Origin of the sequence: Methanosarcina mazei S-6, from assembly GCF_000970205.1 — an archaeon.
Classification (GTDB): Archaea; Halobacteriota; Methanosarcinia; order Methanosarcinales; family Methanosarcinaceae; genus Methanosarcina; species Methanosarcina mazei.
In genome coordinates, this window is the sequence record NZ_CP009512.1 from 2,230,320 (window position 1) to 2,253,112 (window position 22,793).

Genomic DNA, 22,793 nt, shown 5'->3' on the forward strand with positions numbered 1-22,793 from the left:
AGAAAAATTTCTCAATGTAATAAGTATTTTATACAAGGACAGCTATCAATTATGCAACTTCTGCACTCTGTAAAAATGGCAGATGCCGGATAGTTGGTTATGGGGAGTCGCTGTACACAAAGCAAACTGGTTGCAGATCTATTTCGTAGCTAACAGCATCTCTTTCTGTGATATGACATGAAGGTTTCGGGAATCTGAGTGCACTGGTTACAGGGAGTATTATTCCTGACTGAAATCCTGACTAAACGCCTGGCTGAAGCAAAAAATGTGAAATTCTGGAGTTCAGCCATCTGTATTCAGTCCTTAAAATATGTAAAAAAAGATCAACTGATTATATATTAAATTTTCTTAATGTAATTAAACTGATAAAGGGTCAAAATTTAAAGAGGAGTAGAACTATGAGTAAAAACTCATTTTTGAAAATAATATCCCTGTTTTTAGGGATAATGCTATGCGCGGCAACGATACCGGCTTCATTTGCTCAAATCGAAAATATGGAAAAATCAGCCGCCGGACCTGCCAGCACCACGGGTTCGAATAAAATTGTAATACACGATATAAACCCAGGTTATTTTGACCTGTATCTCCAGCAGGGAGAAAGTAGCAGTTTCACTGTTAGTTTTAAAAACAACGGCAAGAAATCACTTGACATAGAACCGAAAATTGCATCTGTGCCTTACAGCATTGATTTTAACGAAAGCTGGATAAGCATATCCCCGGCAAACGTAACAGTAGAGGCTGGTGCAGAACAGGAGTTTACTGTTGAAGTAAATATTCCGGAGGATGCGGGTACAGGGTATTATGAAACCTACATAGCCTTCACAGACGATGTATATTCCGAAGAGGATTATTATCCACAGTATGTCAATGCAATGTACCTTTCAATTTCGGTTTCTGCCATAACACATGAGATAAATCCCGCTTACTATGACCTGTACCTGCGTCAGGGAGATAATGAAGTCTTCAATGTAAGTTTTAAAAATAATGGTAACAAAGCCCTTGAAATAGAACCAAAAGTTGTGGATGTACCTTACAGCGTTGATTTTAATGAAAGCTGGATAAGCGTATTCCCGGCAAACGTAACAGTAGAAGCTGGTGCAGAACAGGAGTTTACCGTTGAAGTAAATATTCCGGAAGATGAAGAAGGCGGGTACTATGAAGCCTGCATAGCTTTTACCGATGATGTATATTCCGAAGAAGATCCCTACCCGCAATATATCAACTCAATGTATCTTTCCATTTCGGTTCCGGTTTATCCGAAGCTTGAGCTTCAGACAAATTACATTGACGATACTGTTGAGGCCGGAAAAGAATACGAGTATACGGTGAAAATCAAAAATGTTGCAGGTAAAAACATAACCATCGATCCGGAAGTAACCGGCTACAGCTATTCATTTGATGAATTTGGTCTTGACGACGACGAAATAGAAATCACGGCACCCTCAACATTAGAACCTGGAGAAATTGCTGACATGATCATCCGGGTTCCTGTACCGGAAAATGCAACAGGAACTTATGACCGGTATATTGAAATGAAAGTCAATGGAGGCGAGAATGGAGGATATGAGCCACAGCTGGAGCTTTACCTGACAGTTATGCATCAGCCCTCAGTTCCTTATGTTAAAACCTTCAGTACCAAGAATGAAGATCCGATAACAATTGAAGTTTCCACTTATTCATACGGTCCTGATTCATGGCTGCGTAACCCCCCAAGAGATGAAGTCCCATCTTTTGAACTGAGTATGAAATATAATTCAACCCCTGTTGACATGACACTTGTAAAAACAACTATGAATGGCGATGTAAGTATTGGAGGGGATTATTTCCCATCATGGTCAAATAATGAACACGATATCTACCAAAGTTCCGGCAGTTATTACACTGAAACATATGTAGTATCCGGAGCGATCGGAGACTGGGAACTCGAAATCCTTCCGAAAAACGCACAAAATTTTCATTATTCGATAAGTATTGGAGATTCGAAATAAACTCAGAATAAATAATGTAAGTAAACGTTAAAATTGAGATTACAAAAAGCCGGAGGGATCTGATTTTCCTTTCTTCCGGAATCCCGCCCCCAATTTTTTTATGGCTTTGGTAATTAAACATAGTTATCTATTATGAGAGCCTATAGTTCTGTATGGACTGCCCAAGATGTAATAGTTCCACTCACAAAAAGAACGGTATAGTTGATGGACGTCAACGGTACAAATGCCATGATTGTGGATATAACTATTCCGTAGAGCTGAAATCAACTGCTAGCCCCACTTCTGTTAAGAGACAAGCTTTGCAACTCTATCTTGAAGGATTAGGATTTCGCTCAATAGGGCGATTTTTAGGTGTAAGTCATGTTTCTGTTCAAAAATGGATAAAGAAATTTGGTCGGGAGCTAGAGGACCTGAAAAGCGAAAATGAGATATCTATTGTTGAAATGGATGAGATGCACACTTACATCGGTAACAAAAAAAATATTGCTGGATATGGATTGCTGTTGATAGAGTTGGGAAAAAATTCATCAACTGCTCTTTTGGCAGCAGAGGAACAGAAACTGGACAACTGATCTGGGAAAAATTAAAGACGAAAAAGATTGAAGAAGTAATGACTGATCACTGGAAACCATATGCAGAGTTTATTCCAGAAACTATTCATACTCAATCAAAAGCAGAAACGTATACAGTTGAAGGATATAACAGCATATTCAGGCACTTTCTAGCAAGGTTGAGACGAAAGACAAAGTGTTATACGAAGAGTCTTGAAATGCTAAAGTACTCTGTTCTTCTATTGATGAAACACAGAAATAAAGAATTAGCTATATTTGATTAACAATGCCTTTTTTATTTCCTTTTTTTCATTATTTAAAAGTTGAACAATATTACAGATCTCCTGCCAGCAATTCTATAATATACGGGTCATAAGCTTCCGTTGGACGGCCCGAGACCAGCGCAATATAATAATCTGCAACAATCGAAGCCTGCTGTTCCCGGTTATAATTACGAAAGTGAGGATTTGCACCAAGAATATATCCGTAGCCTTCTGTTGCTCTGGCATAAGAGGCCTCAATCATGTATCTTGAGCCTATGTGTTCCATCTGTGATACATGAGCCAGTTCATGGATAAGCCATTTCATATGCGAATTCCCGGGAGCAGGTTTAATTCTTTTATTGAAGTTGATGGTGCGAAAAGAGGTTATCCCCATGCCCGAGCATTTATGCCTCTTTGCCCCAAGCCAGGCAATCAGCGAGTTTTCGTCAATGCGTACTTTTCGGTAATTTATACTGTCTCCAAAAACCTTTCTGGCTTCCTGCTCCTCTATCCGGGTTAGCCTTCGGGTATTGGGTTTCATGGTCTGCCACAGAAGGTCCATAAGTTCAGGAAAACTGAAGATGTCCAGGATTTTTGCCAATATTCTTCCTGCCCACACGGTAGTAAATAGCATAATCTCGCGCATCCCTTTATGAAAATTCTTTCCTTCATTCTCGTCCAGGGTTATTGAACCTTTCAAATCCTCTCACCCATATATTAGTTTATAAATAACGCTTCAGCTCTTCAAGTTTCCTCAAGTTTGAGACTAAAGAGGATTATTGAGATTGAAGGTTACTGAAAACTTCTTTTAACCTGTAATTTATTGAGATTAAAAGCGACTGAATGCTTCTTTTATCCCCATAGGAGTAAGGATGGTATAAACTTCAGGATATAAACTTCAGGATAGTAAAAAGGTGGAAAAAGAAGAGAGCAGGGAAAAGAGAAATAAAGAAAAAATGCAGGAAAAAAGCAGCAAAAGCGGAGAATAGCAAAAGCGGAGAATAGCAAAAGCGGAGAATAGCAAAAGCGGAGAATAGCAAAAGTAGAGAACAGCAAAAACGGAGAACAGAAAAGGTAGAGTAAGAAAACGCCCGAAAGCCATTGTTCCGACTGTAGCCCCCGATACAGTTGTTCCATAGATACGCTCCCCCAAGCATATTCTCCCGAAACAAGAACGGTGGCTTTCGGGCTATTCTTCTACTTACTCATTCATACCCATTAATCACTCGTTCATCCATTCACTCCTGGTTGCAAATATAGAATTGACTCTTAATTATTTTAAATTAATTATACCAAAAATTACCCGAAAGCGAATTGTTTTTTCACGTAAAATATTTCAAAACCAGCAATCTGTTATCTTACTTCAAAAAATATGCCTTCAAACCTGAACAAACATATCGGGTAATAACGTTATTTAAGAAAGTGATTTTCAGCCAGAAATTTTCGGTTATAGCAGGAATGAAAGGGCAAGGGTTTGCTTTCGAATAGTTTTCCCCGAAAAATTCCTCAAAAAACATATGAGGCATGCAGTTGTATAATAAAAGCACGGCAAATTAAAAAAAGTCGAGACCTGAGAACCTGTAAAAGGTACGTAAGGCGACTGCAAAATAATTGTAAATATATCGAATAAAAGGGAATATAATTGCGGGGTTAATTATGATATTTGAGCGCATCAAGTCTGAGGGACTGGCTCATCTTTCTTATTTTGTCGGTTCTGGAAATGAAGCCATTGTTATCGATCCCAGGAGAGACTGCCAGATATACTTCGATATTGCCAGAAGAGAGGGCATGAAAATAAAATATATTTTTGAAACGCACAGAAATGAAGACTATGTAATTGGCTCTCTGGAACTGAAGGAGTTGACGGATGCAGAGATCTACCACGGTAAGGGAGTAGATTTTAAATACGGAATTTTTGTCAGCGACGGGCAGGAGTTTAATTTCGGGTCTATGAAGCTGACCGCTCTGCATACTCCCGGGCATACCGATGAAAGCATGTCCTATGCGCTCACATACCCGGAATCAGGAAAAGCGCCTCTAATGGTTTTCACAGGAGATGCCCTTTTCGTAGGTGATGTGGGAAGAACCGACCTTTACGGTCCTGAAGAAATTCCAAGGATGGCAGCAAACCTGTATGAGAGCATTTTTAATAAGATTCTCCCCCTGGGAGACGGAGTAATACTCTGCCCTGCACATGGTGCGGGTTCTCTCTGTGGAGGAGCCATCTCCAAAAGAGAATACAGTACCCTGGGCCTCGAACGTATTCAGAACCCTGCTCTTCAGAGGACTGATAAAGAAGAGTTCATAAAGTTTAAGCTTGAAGAAAAGCTTGAATTTCCTCCTTATTTTAAAAAAATGGAGCAGTATAACCTTCAGGGCCCTCCTTTGCTGAAAGGGCTTCCGGTTCCGGAGCTGCTTTTTCCGAAAGAGTTCGTAAAAGAGATGGAAAAGGGGGCAATGGTTGTGGACACGCGTATGCCGCATTCTTTCGGAGGAGCGCATATAAAAGGTTCATACGGAATCTGGCTTAAAGGACTGCCTTACTATGCAGGCTGGGTGCTCCCTTACGATAAGCCCATACTTCTCGTACTTGAAGAGAAAGATCAGCTTGAGACCGCTGTCAGCTATCTGGTCAGAATAGGGTATGACAGTATAGCAGGTTTCCTGAATGGAGGAATTTCATCCTGGTATATGAAAGCCCTGCCTGTAGAAAGCCTGAACCTGATATCTGTCCAGAGCCTGAAAGATAAAATCGAGAAGAATGAGGAAATGGTAATTCTGGACGTAAGGCGGGACGAGGAATGGGAAAAAGGACATATTGAAGGAGCAAGGCACGTATACGTAGGTCATCTGGAAGAGAATCTGGATAAAGTCCCCCGGAATAGTCCGATAATTGTTTACTGCGATTCGTCCAGGCGTTCAAATATAGCGGCTTCGATTCTGAAAAAGAAGGGATATGACATGGTGTACAATGTGCTCGGCAGCATGACTGCATGGAAGAACGCCGGATATAAAGTTGTGAAATGAAAGGATTTTTAATCCGGGTTATATTTTTTAACGCCCCTTTTTTTACCTGGAGCCCTGCAAGATCTGGAGTTTAGAAATCTTTATATCTTCTTTCTATTTTTTATTAGCCATGATTTTGCACGTTCCGAACATTCTTCTTCCAGAGACTAACTGGAAAGAATGGGCAGTAATTGCCTGTGACCAGCACACTCAGGACCTGGACTACTGGAAAAGAGTTGAAGAATTTGTTGGAGATACCCCTTCTGCTCTGAATCTTATTTATCCTGAGATATACCTTCCTTTAGACGAAAAAAGAGTGGATGAAATTCATAAAGCAATGCACAGCTATAGAGATGTCCTTATTGACCACGGTCCCTGCTTTATTCTTGTAAAGCGCAATTTTTCCGGCAGGGAAAGGACAGGTCTGGTTGTCGCAGTTGACCTGGAAGGATACGAATATACCGGAACTGACTCTTTTATCCGGCCAACTGAAAAAACAATAAAAGAAAGGCTTCCTGCAAGAGTCAAGATAAGAGAAAATGCAGAACTCGAGCTTACTCACGTCCTTATTCTGTATGATGACCCGGACTTTTCCGTTCTCCCGGGAAACACAGAAGGTCCTGTTTATGAAGGGGATAAGGTCTATGATTTTGACCTGATGGAAGACGGCGGGCATATTAAGGGCTTTAAAATCAGCGACAGAAATGTGCTTGAAGAAATTTCGAAAAAGATTGAGTCCTTTGGTATCCTGCTTGCCGGCGACGGAAACCACAGCCTTGCAGCTGCAAAGAGTTTCTGGGAAACAATTAAAAAGACAGTCCCTGACAACCATCCAGCAAGGTACGCACTTGTTGAGCTTGTGAATATCCATGACCCGGGCCTTACCTTTGAGCCGATTCACAGGCTTGTCAGGGGAATAAATCCCGAAAAACTGCTCGAAAGGTTTGATGCAAAGATCGTAGAGTCATCTTTATTCAATTCAGGTACCGAATGTGAGAATAAACCGGAAGCCGGCCATTCAATCGAGTTTATTACAAAAAACAGACGTGGTTTCCTTATCTTTGATAAGCCCAAACATGACCTTGAGGTTGAAACCCTTGATGAAATCATTGACGATTACGCTGTCGAATACGAACATGACCCTGAAGTCGTTGAGAAGCTCGGAAAAGAGCCTGAAAGCATTGGTTTCTTCCTTCCCCCATTAAAAAGAAATGAGTTTTTTGCTCTTATAAAGAAGAAAGGAATCCTTCCACGGAAGTCATTTTCCCTTGGAAAGGAAAACGAGAAAAGGTATTATATTGAGGCCAGAAGAATTATGCAATAATTCTTCCATACCTTTTTCACTAATCCCGGCAGCCCCCAGTTATTTTTCTGATTATCCTGTTGATGTTCTTATTACCCGCAATTCATTCTATACAGCCATCCTTCCTGTCGTCACCGCCAGAAAAGAAGCAAAGGAGCTGAAAAAAAGAATACTGCATAAAGGTTCTGGCATAGTAAACAAGACTTCTCAGAAAAGAAAATTCAGTTTATGTTTTTGCCTGATCCTGAAATGTAAAGTAAATAACAGACTCCGGCACCCGGGAGAAGGCATTTAATTTTCAAATTCTACTGAATTTAGCTTGAGAAGATTAAAACAAAATCTTTTGGGCGCCGTTCTGTTTTATTTTTATCAATACGGGCGAGAAAGATAGATGAAGATTAAATTTATAATAGAATCTTCGAAAATATTATTTTTTTGATAATATAATAAAGCGTATTTTTTCTAACAGAGAAAAAACAGGTCAATTAAATAAAACTAAATGCTAAATTTTTTATTATTCCAGATTTTACATATCATTACCGGAAATTTCAAAAACTACAATACAATAATTAATAATAGTTTATTTGTCCGGGCATCTTCCAGGCAAATGGAATTAAAGGGGTGTAGAAAGATGGCCAGTTATAAACATCCGTGTAAATACTGTGGGAAATTGATCGCTCGTGATTCCAATTTCTGCCCGTTCTGTACCCAGGAAAATCCTCTTGGGCCCATGAGATGCCCGATATGCCGATACCCTCTTGAGGACGGTGCAAAGGCCTGCGGTCACTGCGGCATTTTACTGTGGAAAATATGTGAAAGCTGCGGAAAAGAGACTTTTCTGGGGGACAAATGCAGCTATTGCGGTACTCCGATTATTGTTGTCTGCCCCAACCCCAAATGCAGGGCCGAACAGCCTCCTACAAACAGGAATTGTGTCAAATGCGGTAAACCGCTAAGGTGATAAAAATGGGATCTCGAAAGTCACAGCTCCAGCCTTTTACAAGGAATTATGAAGACAACAGTTCAGAATCAGGTTTCCAGTTTACTTTTTACTGTGATATCTGTCAGGATGGCTACAAAACAAGGTTCATAGAATCCAGGACCTATAAAAAGACGGGCATTTTCGGAATGGTAGGAAAAGCTCTTTCTGCTGGCTCTGACCTTGTAGGCCAGTATGGTGTTGGAAATGCAATTGAAAGAGGTGTGGACATCTTCAATGACCGCAAGCAGGGGATGTCCCCAGAATGGCGTAAAGAGTGGGAAGACGCTTTTGAAATAGCCCAGAATGAAGCAAAAGAACATTTCCTCAGGTGCCCACGGTGCAAACATTATGTCTGCGAAGCCGACTGGAACGAGCAGGACAATCTCTGTGTGGAATGCGCACCAAGGGAAAATGTTGAGCTGACTGCAATAAGGGCGGAACGTATGGTAGATGAAATGAGGGAAAAAGCTGAAAATACAAGCGTGTTCAAAGGGAATATAGAGAGAAGACAGACTTTATGCCCTGAATGCGGTAAACCCTCAGGTGAAGGAAAATTCTGCAATAACTGCGGAGCATCTCTTTCTCTCACAAAATGCCCTAATTGCGGAAATAAAGTGTCCATCGGCACCAGGTTCTGCGGTGAATGCGGAACAAAGTTGAATTAAAAGAATGGAAGAAGGGGCAGGGCTATGTGCAGCCCTATCTCCTTTTTAAAACATCTCATATATTTTGAACTTCATAGATTTATCAGGCATTTTTTAATTTCCCTTTTTGTTATTCCTCTGAGCAGGATGGCAGGGGCAAATACCAAACCTTCTGAGATTGTTTCTTGATTTTTAGAGCTATTTATAATACAGCCTTCTTGATTTTTAGAGCTATTTTTAATACTGCTTTTAAACTGTCATTGATACTGCACTTTACAAACTGTTAATGTAATAAAAGATATGAAGAAACAATCTATTAAAAAGTCACAATAACAAAAACAACTGAATTAAAATGTCAATCTGCTGAATTCAGGATAAAGGACCTCGTTTTCCGTAAAACCGAGTTACTTTGACAGTCAAATTATAAATACCTTTAATCTAATAATCAATTTATCAGTTAAATGAAGGTTGGGAGAGTAAAATATGGCGGATCTAATCGGATTAGCAGTTGTATTTTTAATTTTAGCATTAATTGCATATATATTGGGTGCGCGGGGAATTGCCGGTTTTTCTATGACTATCGCAAAATGGCTTGTTATAATATTTGTTGTACTTGCGATAATCTCGCTGATTTTATGACGGTATCCCGCATTACAGTTGTGCTGTAAAGGTGTTAATGGCATAAAGCAATTTTATGTCCATGGATCTTTTTCACCTTAAATGATAAAAAAGCCGTCGAGACAGAATTTTTTGTTATCTGGTGTAATATACGTCACTTATATTGCACCATATTTTACTATTTTTCAAGTTTTCTTTCTTTAAATTCATTTGTTTTTTATAGACAAACATATTTTCTTAATCTGAACAGATGAGCTCAGCGCATTCACAACTTGTATTTTATTCTGTGATCGGAGACAATGGTTATTCTTAAATCGTATTTATTCAACATTGTTAATTTTTAATGATCCATCTATATAAATATTAGAAGATGATAACCTTTGAATGAACACTGTATGGAAAAATTTTGTTTAAGGTCAGAAGAATAATCATAATGATAAATCATGATGTTTTTTTGATTTTATTGCTTTAATCTGCTTTTCAGAAGCGAAGTCTTTTTGATCCAACCTCCAAACAAAAAAACAGTAAGAAAAAACGCCTCCTGCTCCCTAAAATCCGTACATGATGAATAAGTTTAGAGATGTCCGAAAAAGGCAAATCAGAATTTTCGGTTTTGATACAGTGTTATTGAGGCTTATTTACGGAAATAATGCCCTAATATGGCTCCAGGGTCTGAGCCCGAATGATGAAATTTACATAAGAATCAGGCCTTCAACAGGACATTCAGAAAAAGACATTGTAAATGACTTTTTCTCTTCGGTACATGTTTAACCCGATAATGATAATCAGGAGTTCACATAGAAACGTTTAAATACTTAGTCGAGCAGGTACTCCTACTAAAATTTGGGGGAACTTTCAATGAAATTTAATAAGTTGGAGCTTCTCCTATTTTAAGAAAAAAGATCAAACTTACAAAACGCACTACTGCCTGTTAGCATCTAACAGGCATCCAGGCCGGCTGCTGGTTCTTTGAAGCAATGGCTCGTATCCCTAAACAGCTATTGTGCAAAAAAGGGCAGCAGGTTCAAAACTGGTTTGCTGAAATCCGCGGAAATGGAAAATAAGCTGCCTTTTAAGATGCCGGTGAGCATTACCCGATGCCACCGGTAATACCCAAAACCATCTGGCAGAAAACCTGACAGGGTACTGCCATGCTTATGCTTTGAATCAGTTTCGATTCGAGCCAGAACCCTATTTACCCGAGCAATCGGAGCCCTACCCCGATCCAACCCACGGGGCGCTGCCTGAGAAGACCTACCCAACTCAGAACTTCTCGGTACTGCAAGAAGTCCAGCTATCATTGAGTGTTCAGACACTTAATCCCGGAAACTGAATCCAGCGGGAAACCCAGCCCGTGGTTCAATCACACCCTGCCTGGACTCCAGCCCCAGCACAATCGAAGACCTATCTTCAATCCAACCCAAAAGGTCGTAAGCGAACCATGTCGATTGTTTATCAGAAACCCCAGTTAGACACTGTCCTGGCTCTCCCTGAAGCAACAGGGCAGGAAATCGAGCAAAGAAACAGAAACGACAATACATTTAAGATTTCCAGCTGTTTTAAGGAATTTGAAACAGCAGACTTTGAAACCCTGAACCCTAAAATGAAATTTTCTATCCATCCCGCTCCCCATTACATTTCATCAAATGCCAGCACCCTATCAGGCAAGATGTGCACGGTTGAAGAATCAGGTTTAGCTCTACTGAAGACTGCAAAGAAAATCTTCCTGGACTTTAATCAGTTAACTGAGAGTTATCCAGTCGTAACTGACAGGGCATCAGAACTCTGTTCCTGTCCTAAAACCCCGGAAAACAGGAATTAAGGCGGGGAGCTTCATGTCAGTTAACGAATCTGTTAACCGGATAGTGGGCGGTTCCGGTGTAATACTTGCAGGGACCTTTCTCGGGATGCTTCTCGACATCCTTATTAAAAAAGTAATGACATCTCACCTCTCACCAGCCGACTTCGGCACATATTCCCTTGCACTGACCGTGATATCGATCACAGGTGCTGTCGCAACCCTCGGGCTCAATGAGGGGGTCCCGAGATATATTGCGTTCTTCAGGGGCAGACAGGAGGAACAGAAGGTACACGAATTAATAATATCAGCAATACTCATGGGCCTTATTGCAGGTTTGCTAGCCATCCTGGTCTCACCTTCGCTCTTCGAAAGCCTGGCAGGAAAAGGATTTGATGCACAGGGCCAGATTCTGTCCGTGGTCAAGATCCTTGTCTTTGCTATCCCGTTCACCATACTCCTGAACCTCACAGTAGCAATCTACAGGGGATTCGACCGCACGAATGTTAACATGTACTTCTATAACATCATAAGACCGTTGTCCCTGCTTGGATTTGCTTCAGCTGCCGTATACTTCGGAGCGTCCCTTAAAGGAGTAGTATTTGCAGACCTGATTTCAATGGTCTTTACTTTTGGCATAATGTCGGTGTATTTTGTAAAGAAGCCGCCGGTAAAGCCCGAATGGAAAATTAAATTCAGCGAGCCCACCAGACAGCTGATAAGGTATTCATTCCCGCTCCTGATAACTGCAACCCTGCTGAATCTCATGAGCTGGATAGACACCATAATGCTCGGTTATTTCAGACCGGCTGAAGTTGTGGGAGTTTACAACGCAGTGTACCCTATTGTTGGGTTCCTGTCCCTTGTAATAGCCTCGATGGGCTATGTGTATGTCCCGGTAGCATCAAAGCTGTGGGGCCTTAACAAAACTCAACCTGTTGGTTCGATATATGCGGTAATGACCAAATGGTGCTTCCTGCTTACATTCCCGATCTTTGCACTGATATTCGTGTACCCTGAGTTTCTTATCACTAAACTCTACGGAGCGGAATATGTAGGCGGTACAACGGCCCTGCGCATCCTTGCCATGGGGTTCATAGCAAACTCATATTTCGGGTTCAACTACCACACTTTACTGGCTTCCGGGGACTCTGACTTCCTGATGAGGTGTTCGGTTGCAAGTGCAGGAATTAACGCAGTTGTTAACTTCATGCTTATACCTGAATACGGCATGATAGGTGCAGCTATAGGAACTGCCGTATCCTATGCATCCATAGAAGTTTCAATGACCTTAAGAGCCTGGAGGAAGCAGAAAATGCACCCCTTCACTTCAATGTACAGAAAACTGACCCTGGTTTGTGTTGTCATGACCGCAACCATGCTAGCTGCAAAAATAATAATTCCACTTTCAGGGGCAGCCTGGGAGTATGCAGTTTTCATCATCGTATACTTTGCAGTCATTCATTACGCAAAGATACTGGACAAAGATGAGATAAGCATGGTAGACGAGATAAGGAAAAACATCAGGCAGAATGTCAGTGTTCATGTCCCTCAGGCAATAAAGACTCTCGTACCATAATTTGTCTGGGATTTAAATAATCGGCAAAAACTCTCTTTGAGAGATGCCGATCCCTTTTTTAATTTAATTAAATTATAAGACTGCAAACATCGATATAAAATTAAAAACCTGAGATTTGTTTTTTCAGTCGCTTCTGTCGAAAAATAGAAAAGATTATATGAAGTGAAGGAGTACAGGTCAGTATTAAATATTTTAAACAATCGCTGGCTTTAAAAAGGAGAAAGTAGAAAAGAGTAGAGACTATGAAAAGAGACAAGTTTTCCGGAACCAGAAAAAATGATAATAAATCCACCCCCTGTACAGGGATTTGTACAGGGATTATGTCTGTACCAAAAATATGCTCTTTTTCAAAACCAATGCAAAAAAGTCCCGTTTCTGAGAGAGGAAAGTCAATACTCACTGATAACAAAATTCCTGAAGCAAAATCCCATAAAAAAGGAAATTATGATAGTGTATCGCGCAAAGCTCCAATATTTTCTTTACCTTCTTTTATAAGGATAAGAGCCACGGATAAGGACGGAAACACTATTGAAGTTACATATTGATTAACTTAATTATTAGAATCAACAAAAATATTTATGAGAACCATAAAAGACCAAACAGCCAGATTAAACCTTTAGGGTTACAAACTTTCTCATTTTATTAAATATCAGACGTTCACTCTGATTTTTAAAGTTATTTAAGGGCTGGATTCGAATCTGGAAGAATAATAAATAAATGATAGCTAGTTCTAAGATTTGAGCCAAAATTTTAAACCAGAATTTTGAAAAAAAGCTTTAGATTTTCTGAATAAGAACGCTCAGGTTTTAAGGCGATTATTATTCTGAAAGAAAGAAGTATAACCTCTGAAATATATCTGAAATATCCTGAAATAACCTGAAATAACCTGAAATAACCTGAAATAACCTGAAATAACCTGAAAAATCTCTGAAATCAACTTTTGCGTATATGTTATTTTTCTGCCTGAAACCTTTCTTTCATTTTCAGGGAAAAAGGTCAATGGGCAGTTATAAAAGACATTTAATAAAATGAATCACATCATTGGTTGGGGAAATTATGAAGGCTGGGTACACTTTGGATCTGGTTACCAGAACAGTAAAGAAATGGATGGAGGATGACGCAAAGACTCACAGTGCCGCACTGGCATTTTATTTTGTGTTAAGCCTTCCTGCTCTTATACTATTTTCGATATCAATGGGAAGTATTTTTTTAAAATCAAGCCGTCTTCAGGAAAACATAATCGAGTATCTGCAGGGTTCGGTTGACCAGAGCATTATAGATATGATGTATGCGCTTTTCGAAAACACCCCTGAGGTAAATTTCCTCTCACTCGGAGCGTTAATAGGTTTTTTGCTCCTGCTCTGGTCTGCAAGCAATGTTTTCAGGCAGTTGAAGGACTTCCTTGAGAAAGCCTGGGATATCAAACATGTAGAATCCAGTACCATTAAAGACTTTATAAAAAATGCAATCGTCTCTTTTTTTATAGTTATAGGTATTGGAGGGCTCCTTGTCTTCAGCATACTTATCGAAGGAGTGCTTTATACTGTTTCCAGGCTGTTTCAGGGAGTTTTTCCCTTTTCACCTTCCGTTGCCCAGTATACCGGGTCAGCAGCCAGCTTCCTTATCCTTGTACTTTTTTTTATGCTTGTATACAGGGTACTGCCGGATACAAAACTTGGACTTAAACCTGTGTTTGTAGGGTCGCTAGTGACGGTAATTCTCATAACTATAGGCAAGTATGCAATGAGCCTCTATTTCCTGTACAGCAACCCTGTAAGTGTTTATGGAGCAATCGGGTCAACAGTTGGATTATTTCTCCTGATATATTATTCTTCAATTATGATTACAATTGGTGCTGAGTTTACAAAAGTTTATTCTGAATTATAACAATCCTGTTTTTAACGTTCTCTTTTAATATTGGAAAAAAATTAGGAATTTAATATAGCAAAAACAGATTTCTATTGTCGTTTTCCTTTTTTGTGCGTTTTGAGAAAGCTGTTCTCCTGTTCAGGAAACTAAACTCAAAGAGCAAAGCTCATGCAATTGAAAAACTGATTTTAAACATTATTTGAAACTTATTTTTCACTTAGCAATAATGAATACTTTTGCTACAGAAAATATTATATTATTATTTTTATTTGGAACTTTTATAATACAAAATAATAAACTTTTCTATATTATCCAAAATAAGAATATTTATATTAACTAATAAAACTTAATCTTTAATTAAATTTTTTATACATCCATAATTAGAAATTAAAATACACCTATGACCAGATTTGGAAAAGAATTTGAGGGAAAGTTAAAAAATTTCGTATTAGGGGTAGGATCAGATGGAATTAAACAAAAGAACGGTAATTAGTTGTGGGATTTTTTTCGTTTTACTTTTAATTACCATAGGGAACACATCTGCAGGTTCGGAACAGAACTCTGCTATCTACGAAGACAGGATAGTTTGGCAGGATGACAGCAACGGAAGTTGGGATATTCAAATGTACAATATTTCCACTTCCACTAAAACTCAAATAACCAGTAATGAAGCAGACCAGAAGGGTCCTGCTATTTACGGGGACAGAATAGTCTGGACCGACTGGCGCAATGGAGGAAGCGGATATTCCTGGGATCCCTCTGTAAACTGGGATATCTACATGTATGATATTTCCACTCAACAGGAAATTCAGATAACCACCAGTGAATCAAATCAGAGTGAGCCTGCGATATATAAAGACAAAATAGTATGGCAGGACGACCGCAATGGAAACTTAGATATTTACATGTATGATATCTCCACATCTACGGAAACCCGGCTCACAAACAATTTATCAGATGAAATGTCACCGGATATTTATGAAGATAGAATAGTGTGGAGTGAAGATCAGGTGATCTATATGTATAATATCTCCACTTCCACGAAAACCCAGATTACTCCCTACTGGTGGGGCTGGAACGGAGGGTCTGATGAGTATTATGGAGATATGACCCGGAATCCTCTCATTTACGGAGACAGGATAGTTTATGAGGCTGAAACCGGAACAGGAAACTACCTGATTGAGGTTTATGACCTGTCTAATTCCACCACACAAACCATCGGTTTGATAGATGATGCATATGGTCCTGCAATTTATGGTGACAAGATAGTATGGCTGAACATTCCAGGTGGCACTCCTAAAAGTACCGAAGAAACCGGGGATATTTACATGTACGATTTTTCTACTTCTACGGAAACCCGGATAACCACAAATGATTCAGATCAGTTAGAACCTGCAATTTACGGGGACAGAATAGTATGGACCGATTGGCGAAATGCAGTGAGTTATGATGACGCTTCGGATATCTATATGTACGACCTCTCTAATTCCGAAGAAATCCAGATTACTACAGCTGAGGAAGAACAGCTGACACAGGGTACGGAAACCCGGATCACTACAAATTATTCAGACCAGAAGGGTCCTTCTATTTACGGGGACAGAATAGTCTGGACCGATTGGCGAAATGGAAATGAGCATGACTTTATAAATGGCGATATTTACATGTATGATATCTCCACTTCTACGGAAACTCAGATTACCGACAATAAATCATCTCAGTCCACACCTGCTATCTACGGAGACAGAATAGTGTGGTCTGATTATCGCAATGACAATGGAACTTACATGAATTCTGATATCTACATGTATGATCTCTCAACTCACAAAGAAACTCAGATCAGTACCAGTGGATCAGCATACTCGCCTGCTATTTACGAGGACAGGATCGTGTGGCAGGATTGGCGTAATGACAATGGTAGTTATACAAATTTAGATGTTTACATGTATGACCTCTCAACTCACAAAGAAACTCAAATCACTACCAATGGATCAAGGCAGTACGATCCTGCAATCTATGGTGACAGGATAGTATGGTGTGATTCTCGAAATGGAGACGATTATAATCCATTGGATATCTACATGTACGATCTCTCTACTTCCAGGGAAACTCAGATTACCACCAGTGAATCAGTATCCTCGCCTGCTATCTACGGGGACAGGATAGTGTGGAACAGTCAAAAGATAAATGGAAATGGAGATATCTACATGTACGACCTTTCTACTGGCATTGAAACTCGAGTAGTCCCCAGTTCGTCATCATCTTATTCGGCTATATATGAGGACAGGATCGTGTGGGAGGACGCTAAGAAGTATAATGGAAATTCTGATATCTACATGTACAATCTCTCTACTTCTACAAAAACTAAGATTACTGCCAATGAATCAGTACGATGGTGTCATCCCAGTATCTACGGGGATAGAATAGTATGGGAAGATGTACGCAATGGAAACAGAGACATCTACATGTTTACCCTCGCTTCGTCTGAAGTGCCACCTCTCGATGATAATGAGACTGATGAGGGTAATGGATCAGACAATGAAACTGAGGTTCCTGACAATGACTCAGATAATGGAGATGACACAGGATCAGACAATGAAACCGAAGTTCCTGACAATTGTTCTGAATCAACTCCTCTTGATAGTATAAAGGCTCTCAAGGAATATGTGGAATGTACATATGAATGCCATGAGAAGACCAGAACAGAGCTGGTTTCTCTCCTTGATAAGGCGATGTGCTACTACGAAAAAGGTGAAGATGAAAATGCCATCTGTACGCTTGAGTCTTTCATTCATCTGGCCGAAAAAATGAAGGAATGCAAGAAGATTTCAGCTGATGAAGCAGGTTACATGATAAGGGAAGCACAGAGAATTGTCGACCAGATGGATGAAGGAGATGGAACAGACAATGGCATTGAGGTTTCAGACAATGACTCCGATAGTGAAGCAGGCAATGTAACTGACGAAGTCTGCGAAGAAACAAAACCAGTTTGTAAACCAGAATGTGAAGAAAATAAATTAGAATGTAAACCAGAATGTGAAGAAAATAAACCAGTATGTAAAGAAACTAAACCGGTATGTAAACCAGCCTGCGAAAAACCAGAAAAAGTAGGTGAAGAACCCAAAAAAGTTTGTAAACCTACATGCGAAGAAAATAAAGAAGTAAAGAAGACGGTCTGCGAAGAAACTAAGCCGGTATGTGAAAAACAGAAAACATCCTGTGAAGAACAAAAACAGGTTTCTGAACCAGCCTGTAAAGAAACTAATTCAGTCTGCGAAGAAACCAAACCAGTATGCGATGAATCTAAACCAGTATGCGACGAACCTAAACCAGTTTGTAAACCAGTCTGTAATTACATAGAAAAAGTAAGTGAAGACGCTGGAGAAGTGAGTGAAGATAAAGAAGTAAGCTCGAATACTGAAGAAGAAGTTTCTGAACCTGGAAAGAAAGAAGAAGTCGTGGTTGAAGAAGTTTCCGAACCTGAAAAAGCAATTTCTGAACCTGTAGAGAAAGAAGAAGTAAACCTGAATACTGAAAAAGTAAGTGAAGATAGACAAGTAAATGAAGGCGTTGAAGAAGCAAGTGAGGATAAAGAAGTAAGCTCGAATACTAAAGAAGAAGTTTCTGAACCTGAAAAAGCAATTTCTGAGCCTGTAGAGAAAGAAGAAATAAGCCTGAATACTGAAAAAGTAAGTGAAGATAAAGAAGTAGGTGAAGATAAAGAGGCAAGTGAAGATAAAGAGGTAAGTGAGGATAATATCAATCAGATAATGACAAATTAAGGCTGAAAATAAGTTAACACTGTCAGGAGGTGATAACTAGAAACCAGTAACAGCATATTCAATCATCTTTTTTTCTTTTTAGATCTATAAGACCAGTTTCCCGGATCATACTAAAAAACTAAGGAGCTTAAGGAAACAATCTCCACCTCCTACAGTTTGCAGACCTTTTCAAGCATCGGGAAGATTCATTCCATTATATTGCGAACAATAGAAAATATAGCCTGTTTACCTTTGTATTCAATAAGCTCCATATTCAGATCTACAGGAAAAAAGATGCCATCTTTAAGGACAGTTGTAATCTGTAATGTTTCCTTTTCATTTCGATATAGCTCTCTTATCTGCTCAGTGAAAATTTTTGATGATTTCTGGGCAATAAATTCAGTTGCTGTTTTTTGCAGCAACTCCTCTCTACTCTTCCCAAGCATTTTACATATTGCAGGATTTGCTTTCAGAAACTTGCCTACCTGCTCATAGATTACTATTCCTTCACCTATGTTTTGCTAAGCAGAATCCATGCGTCTTCGGTTAAGTGAAGAATCGTGATAAATTGCCTCCATTCCTACGACATTCCTCAAATATTTAATTTCATGATAGGCTTCTGGTGCAAAATCGATAGCTTTCAGGCAAAAAAATTCCTTAACCGATGACCAATGAAGCAGAATCAAAACTTATTTCAGGAACTTTAAAATTGATATATTGATACCGGTTTTTTAAGCTGTTGTATCATTTATCTGGAGAACTACATAATTAGGCCTGTTTTCTGCATCTACTATGATAAAGGGCGAGATCCTGATCCAGACCTAATTTCCATCTTTTTTGAAGCAGTTTCCCTGCTCATTCAGCTGCATCGAGGTTTCCGGAGGATTTTTTTCCGGGATCAAGGAATCTATCCCCGGTCCTTTAAAATCCATTAATTTCTTAAATCCGTTTCCGAGCAAGAACCAACTCCTTCTTTAGAATTTTCTTTCATCTTAATGCAATAATCTGAACCATTTTTCAGGGGACCCGTCAGTTTACCTTCTAAAATCACCCGGGTCAAAAATGACATGTAAACAGTGCTGAGTAATATAAATGTAAATAACTTAAAAATTTAATAATTTAACTGAGATATAAAGTTTATAATATATATAAAGTCCCGAAGTGTAAATAATACTTTTTTAAATCTCAGGATGCCAGCGCTCTATATGCATTTCATGGGTTTTCAGATAGGCTCCTTTTTTGTAGAAATGGTCATAAAATTCGAGGTCAAGGTGATGGGCCTGAAGGTAAGGCATAACAAAAATACTCGGGACTGTACCTGGAAACTTCCCAAACCGATCATAGATATGCTGGGCTTGCAGGGCAACACAGTCCCTGAACTCTTCATTATGGGGCACAGCACTGCTCCGGACTGCCCCTGTATCCTTATAGTAGCCAGGAGTGTCAGAGTTGAAAGGTCCTCCTTTTCCAAATTTCCTTTTTGTAAGGGCATCAACCGCGTGGCGCATATCCCTGTAGTGAGGAGGAGTATAACCTTCAAAAACTCCCGGAAGCCCTGTAGGATTGGGAAGTGCCCATCGGTCATCTGTGTCATACCTGAAGCCAAGCCCGGAAACTTCAGGCTTTCCGCTTGCTCCAAGGATTGAAAAAGGGTCTACACCATTAAACATCCAGCCACCAAGTCCCATAGCCTGCAACATGAGCATGCCTGCATAACAGGCAATGGAGAGCTCTGCAGTTGCTTCCGAAAAAGACCACAGTTCAAGAAAACTCAGGGGCAAAGGGTTTTCCGTATCTACAAGCCCGCTGAACTTTTCAAGCCCTTCTATCTCCTCCCCATGGATATCATCAAAGAAACAGACTCCGTTCTGCGTATAGTAACAGATCCCGGCAAGTACATGCTGCGCCAGGTCTGCCACAGGAATGATCAGGGTAGTTCCGGGATGATTTACCACCCATGTGTTATGAGCTTCAACATAGGGCGTTTCAGGAGGGATTTTCAGCCTGCCCTCTGAAATTTTACGGACTCTTGTCCTGTGAGCTTTAATCAGTTCCTCTGCATCAAAAGTCCCGTTTTCCGAGCGTGATGCGAGTTCAGGAGCATCACGTGTTTCAAAGAAATATACTCCATTATCGTCGGTAAAAAAGAGTTCACTTGTATGAAAGCCGGCAGCGGAAGGAAATGTGCGCCCTCCGGCGCTGCAAGCGTAATTTGAAAGAGCGGGTGCATACCTTTCCCCGCGCATTATAAGGTTATGCCAGCCCGTGTTGCCCGCTGCTGCGGACAGGATAGCCATCTGCTCCCATTCTGTGAGAGGCAGAGGGTGATATTTTGATTTGTACTTAAAGTAGCCGTCCGGTATGGAAGCCCCCATAAAAAAACGGCGTGCTCTTCTTCCAAAAAGTGCGTCCATAAGTCTGAAGTCGAAAGCATCTGTAAAACCCGATGGAATGTTTTCCTTACCCACCTTATATTCCCCCTAAAAGAGATGACAAAATCACTTAAAAAGGTATTCTTGTATAATTAAAGATGAAATACTGCTTGTTTTTGGACAAATTATGGTTTTGCAGGTTCTCTTCATACGAGTTATTAAAATGCAATTAAAGAACATTATATCCATAATTTTATATAATATTAATTATTATTATAAACCAGGGCATCTGAAAAACTCTTTTCATACACTCAGCAGTTTTTAAACCCCCACTCCCAAACCACTCCAAACCCTCAGATGCCCATTCCCCCATGTTTCATGCTCCTACAATCTGAATTCAACTTACCAAAAAGATTATCTTTTAAAAAACCTTAATCTGTTGCATGTCTTCTATCCTTTTTCCTATCGTTACAGAAAGGTTGTCTCTTGTTCCTGCGACTGTTAAACTCTATCTTATGGAACTGCATGACCGCCCTGCTTTTGCTTCAAACCTCAATGCGCGTGTTCCTGAGGAGTGGCCACCTGATCAAATAACTCCTGAAGTGATCGAAGAATTCCTGGGACGGATGAGGACAAAAGATAGAAAAATCTGGAGTTTTTACTGGCTTCTGCACCAGAAAAGTCCTGAACTGCCTGTCCTTATAGGCAGCGGAGGATTTCTTGCTCACGAAAATGGAACCCTTGAGATAGGGTATTCCGTCCTTCCCGATTACCAGAATAATGGATATGCAACGGAGGCTGTACGGTCAATGCGGGAATGGGCACTTTCCAGCCTTGGAAATGACTGCATTATAGCCAATACTTATCCACACCTCAAGTCTTCTATCCGCGTTCTGGAAAAAAACGGTTTTTATCTTAAAGGGAACGGGCCAGAAGAAGGGATTATCACTTATGAATTTAGACCCGAAAAAGGAGGCTCCTGATTCTTTTCTGATCCATTTCCAATCCATTTCCAATCCATTTCCAATCCATTTCCAATCCTTCTTTTCTCATCCATCTCTGATCCTTTTCTAATCCTTTTCTAATCCGTATTTAAAGTTTTACAGACATTTTTTGATTTCAAAATATTTAATAAATGTTGAAGTAAATGGCCTGAAGCGAATCATTTCAAATTGAAAGTGCAGAACGGATACCGCTAAATGTAAAAAATAATTTGAGTACTGCGAAAAATGGCTGAGAAATAGCAGCATAAACTTAATTTTATATATTAATGAGTATTATATACTTATTGGGCATCTGAAAAACTTTTTTAGAATACCCGGTTTTCTATCCCCAATCCCACCTCACCGAAAAACAGATGCCCCCCCTTCTAATCTTATTTTTTGGAATACTTTTTTCTCTGTTAAACCCTTTTTGCACGAATTCTGGCTGTTTTTGCAATCCATTACTTACATTGCTTTTAATTTAATATGCAATATTACATCCTGACTCATTACATCCTGACACATTGCATTCCGACATATTGTATCCTGATATATTTTGTAAGAAAACCGAATTTTTAATAAAAGAAAACAGTAATGAGAAGTAAACAGTAATAATAAGTAAACAGTAATAATAAGTAAACAGTAATAATAAGTAAACAGTAATAATAAGTAAACAGACTGATATATACAAACAAAAAACATGCCCAAAAGTGTGATCAGGATTTTTGGGTAAAAACCTGAAAGGAGATGATAAATTGTCAGAAAACCCATTGCAGGTTATAATGGATAAGGACCCTGAATTCTTCAAGCTTCTGGAAAGCACGCGCGGACTCGCATTTTCTGAAGACGGAATGCCAATGAAATATAAACTGCTTATTGCAATGTCGCTTGATGCAGCTAATGGTGCCGTTGACGGTGTAAAAGTCCTTGCAATCCAGGCAATGCAGGCAGGAGCTACAAAAGAAGAAGTTCTGGAAGCATTGAGGATAACTCAGTACATTTTCGGAGTTGGAAGCGTTTACACGGCTGCAAGAGCTTTGAATGACGTCCTGTGAAAGTTAATTCAAGCATTCTCAGGT

General features: G+C 39.7%; 17 protein-coding genes. 14 read left to right on the forward strand and 3 right to left on the reverse strand.

Going from position 1 to position 22,793, the window contains the following annotated elements; all coding sequences use genetic code 11:
• The first annotated feature begins 494 nt into the window (after positions 1–494).
• A complete protein-coding gene (locus MSMAS_RS09515; protein WP_230633224.1) occupies positions 495–1,988 on the forward strand; it encodes a COG1470 family protein in 1,494 nt (497 codons plus the stop codon).
• Positions 1,989–2,140: 152 nt separating this feature from the next.
• Positions 2,141–2,823, forward strand: a protein-coding gene (locus MSMAS_RS18255) for an IS1 family transposase (RefSeq protein ID WP_230633226.1) whose coding sequence is annotated in 2 segments (ribosomal slippage) — positions 2,141–2,461 and positions 2,464–2,823 — 681 coding nt in all. Because the reading frame shifts where the segments join, the coding sequence is not laid out codon by codon here.
• A 49-nt stretch (positions 2,824–2,872) separates the two neighbouring features.
• Here the strand turns inward: MSMAS_RS18255 and MSMAS_RS09530 are convergent.
• On the reverse strand, positions 2,873–3,502 hold the full coding sequence (locus tag MSMAS_RS09530; RefSeq protein ID WP_155395366.1) for a hypothetical protein: 630 nt from the start codon (positions 3,500–3,502) through the stop codon (positions 2,873–2,875).
• A gap of 956 nt (positions 3,503–4,458) precedes the next feature.
• On the opposite strand from MSMAS_RS09530, the gene MSMAS_RS09535 reads away from it, so the two are divergent.
• The 10 genes from MSMAS_RS09535 to MSMAS_RS09600 all read left to right on the forward strand — a co-directional run bounded on the left by MSMAS_RS09535 (position 4,459) and on the right by MSMAS_RS09600 (position 18,380).
• The gene (locus tag MSMAS_RS09535; protein ID WP_011034833.1) at positions 4,459–5,829 is read left to right on the forward strand and encodes an MBL fold metallo-hydrolase; all 1,371 of its coding nucleotides are present in this window, start codon (positions 4,459–4,461) and stop codon (positions 5,827–5,829) included.
• A 109-nt stretch (positions 5,830–5,938) separates the two neighbouring features.
• Positions 5,939–7,132, forward strand: a complete 1,194-nt coding sequence (locus tag MSMAS_RS09540) for a DUF1015 domain-containing protein (protein WP_011034832.1) — start codon at positions 5,939–5,941, stop codon at positions 7,130–7,132.
• A 610-nt stretch (positions 7,133–7,742) separates the two neighbouring features.
• Positions 7,743–8,072, forward strand: a complete 330-nt coding sequence (locus tag MSMAS_RS09550) for a double zinc ribbon domain-containing protein (protein WP_011034831.1) — start codon at positions 7,743–7,745, stop codon at positions 8,070–8,072.
• A 5-nt stretch (positions 8,073–8,077) separates the two neighbouring features.
• Positions 8,078–8,758: a zinc ribbon domain-containing protein gene (locus tag MSMAS_RS09555; protein ID WP_015412916.1), complete on the forward strand. Its 681-nt coding sequence runs from the start codon at positions 8,078–8,080 to the stop codon at positions 8,756–8,758.
• Positions 8,759–9,220: 462 nt separating this feature from the next.
• A complete protein-coding gene (locus MSMAS_RS18260; RefSeq protein WP_048040314.1) occupies positions 9,221–9,376 on the forward strand; it encodes a DUF1328 domain-containing protein in 156 nt (51 codons plus the stop codon).
• 1,333 nt (positions 9,377–10,709) lie between these two features.
• The gene (locus tag MSMAS_RS09575) at positions 10,710–11,177 is read left to right on the forward strand and encodes a hypothetical protein (protein ID WP_155395214.1); all 468 of its coding nucleotides are present in this window, start codon (positions 10,710–10,712) and stop codon (positions 11,175–11,177) included.
• 13 nt (positions 11,178–11,190) lie between these two features.
• Entirely contained in the window at positions 11,191–12,732 is a 1,542-nt protein-coding gene (locus MSMAS_RS09580; RefSeq protein WP_048037689.1) for a flippase, read from the forward strand.
• A 320-nt stretch (positions 12,733–13,052) separates the two neighbouring features.
• Entirely contained in the window at positions 13,053–13,277 is a 225-nt protein-coding gene (locus MSMAS_RS09585; protein ID WP_226987618.1) for a hypothetical protein, read from the forward strand.
• Between the two features lie 529 nt (positions 13,278–13,806).
• On the forward strand, positions 13,807–14,619 hold the full coding sequence (locus tag MSMAS_RS09595) for a YihY/virulence factor BrkB family protein (RefSeq protein WP_230633228.1): 813 nt from the start codon (positions 13,807–13,809) through the stop codon (positions 14,617–14,619).
• 446 nt (positions 14,620–15,065) lie between these two features.
• Complete coding sequence (locus MSMAS_RS09600; protein ID WP_052728065.1) at positions 15,066–18,380, forward strand: hypothetical protein; 3,315 nt, start codon at positions 15,066–15,068, stop codon at positions 18,378–18,380.
• Positions 18,381–18,565: 185 nt separating this feature from the next.
• On the opposite strand, the gene MSMAS_RS19945 is transcribed toward MSMAS_RS09600, so the two are convergent.
• Both MSMAS_RS19945 and MSMAS_RS09610 read right to left on the reverse strand, forming a co-directional pair.
• A complete protein-coding gene (locus MSMAS_RS19945; RefSeq protein WP_080942074.1) occupies positions 18,566–18,874 on the reverse strand; it encodes a PAS domain S-box protein in 309 nt (102 codons plus the stop codon).
• Positions 18,875–19,537: 663 nt separating this feature from the next.
• Positions 19,538–20,827, reverse strand: a complete 1,290-nt coding sequence (locus tag MSMAS_RS09610) for a hypothetical protein (RefSeq protein WP_196296925.1) — start codon at positions 20,825–20,827, stop codon at positions 19,538–19,540.
• A gap of 347 nt (positions 20,828–21,174) precedes the next feature.
• On the opposite strand from MSMAS_RS09610, the gene MSMAS_RS09615 reads away from it, so the two are divergent.
• Both MSMAS_RS09615 and MSMAS_RS09620 read left to right on the forward strand, forming a co-directional pair.
• Positions 21,175–21,714: a GNAT family N-acetyltransferase gene (locus tag MSMAS_RS09615; protein ID WP_152688777.1), complete on the forward strand. Its 540-nt coding sequence runs from the start codon at positions 21,175–21,177 to the stop codon at positions 21,712–21,714.
• Positions 21,715–22,439: 725 nt separating this feature from the next.
• On the forward strand, positions 22,440–22,769 hold the full coding sequence (locus tag MSMAS_RS09620; RefSeq protein ID WP_011034821.1) for a carboxymuconolactone decarboxylase family protein: 330 nt from the start codon (positions 22,440–22,442) through the stop codon (positions 22,767–22,769).
• The last annotated feature ends 24 nt before the right edge of the window (positions 22,770–22,793 follow it).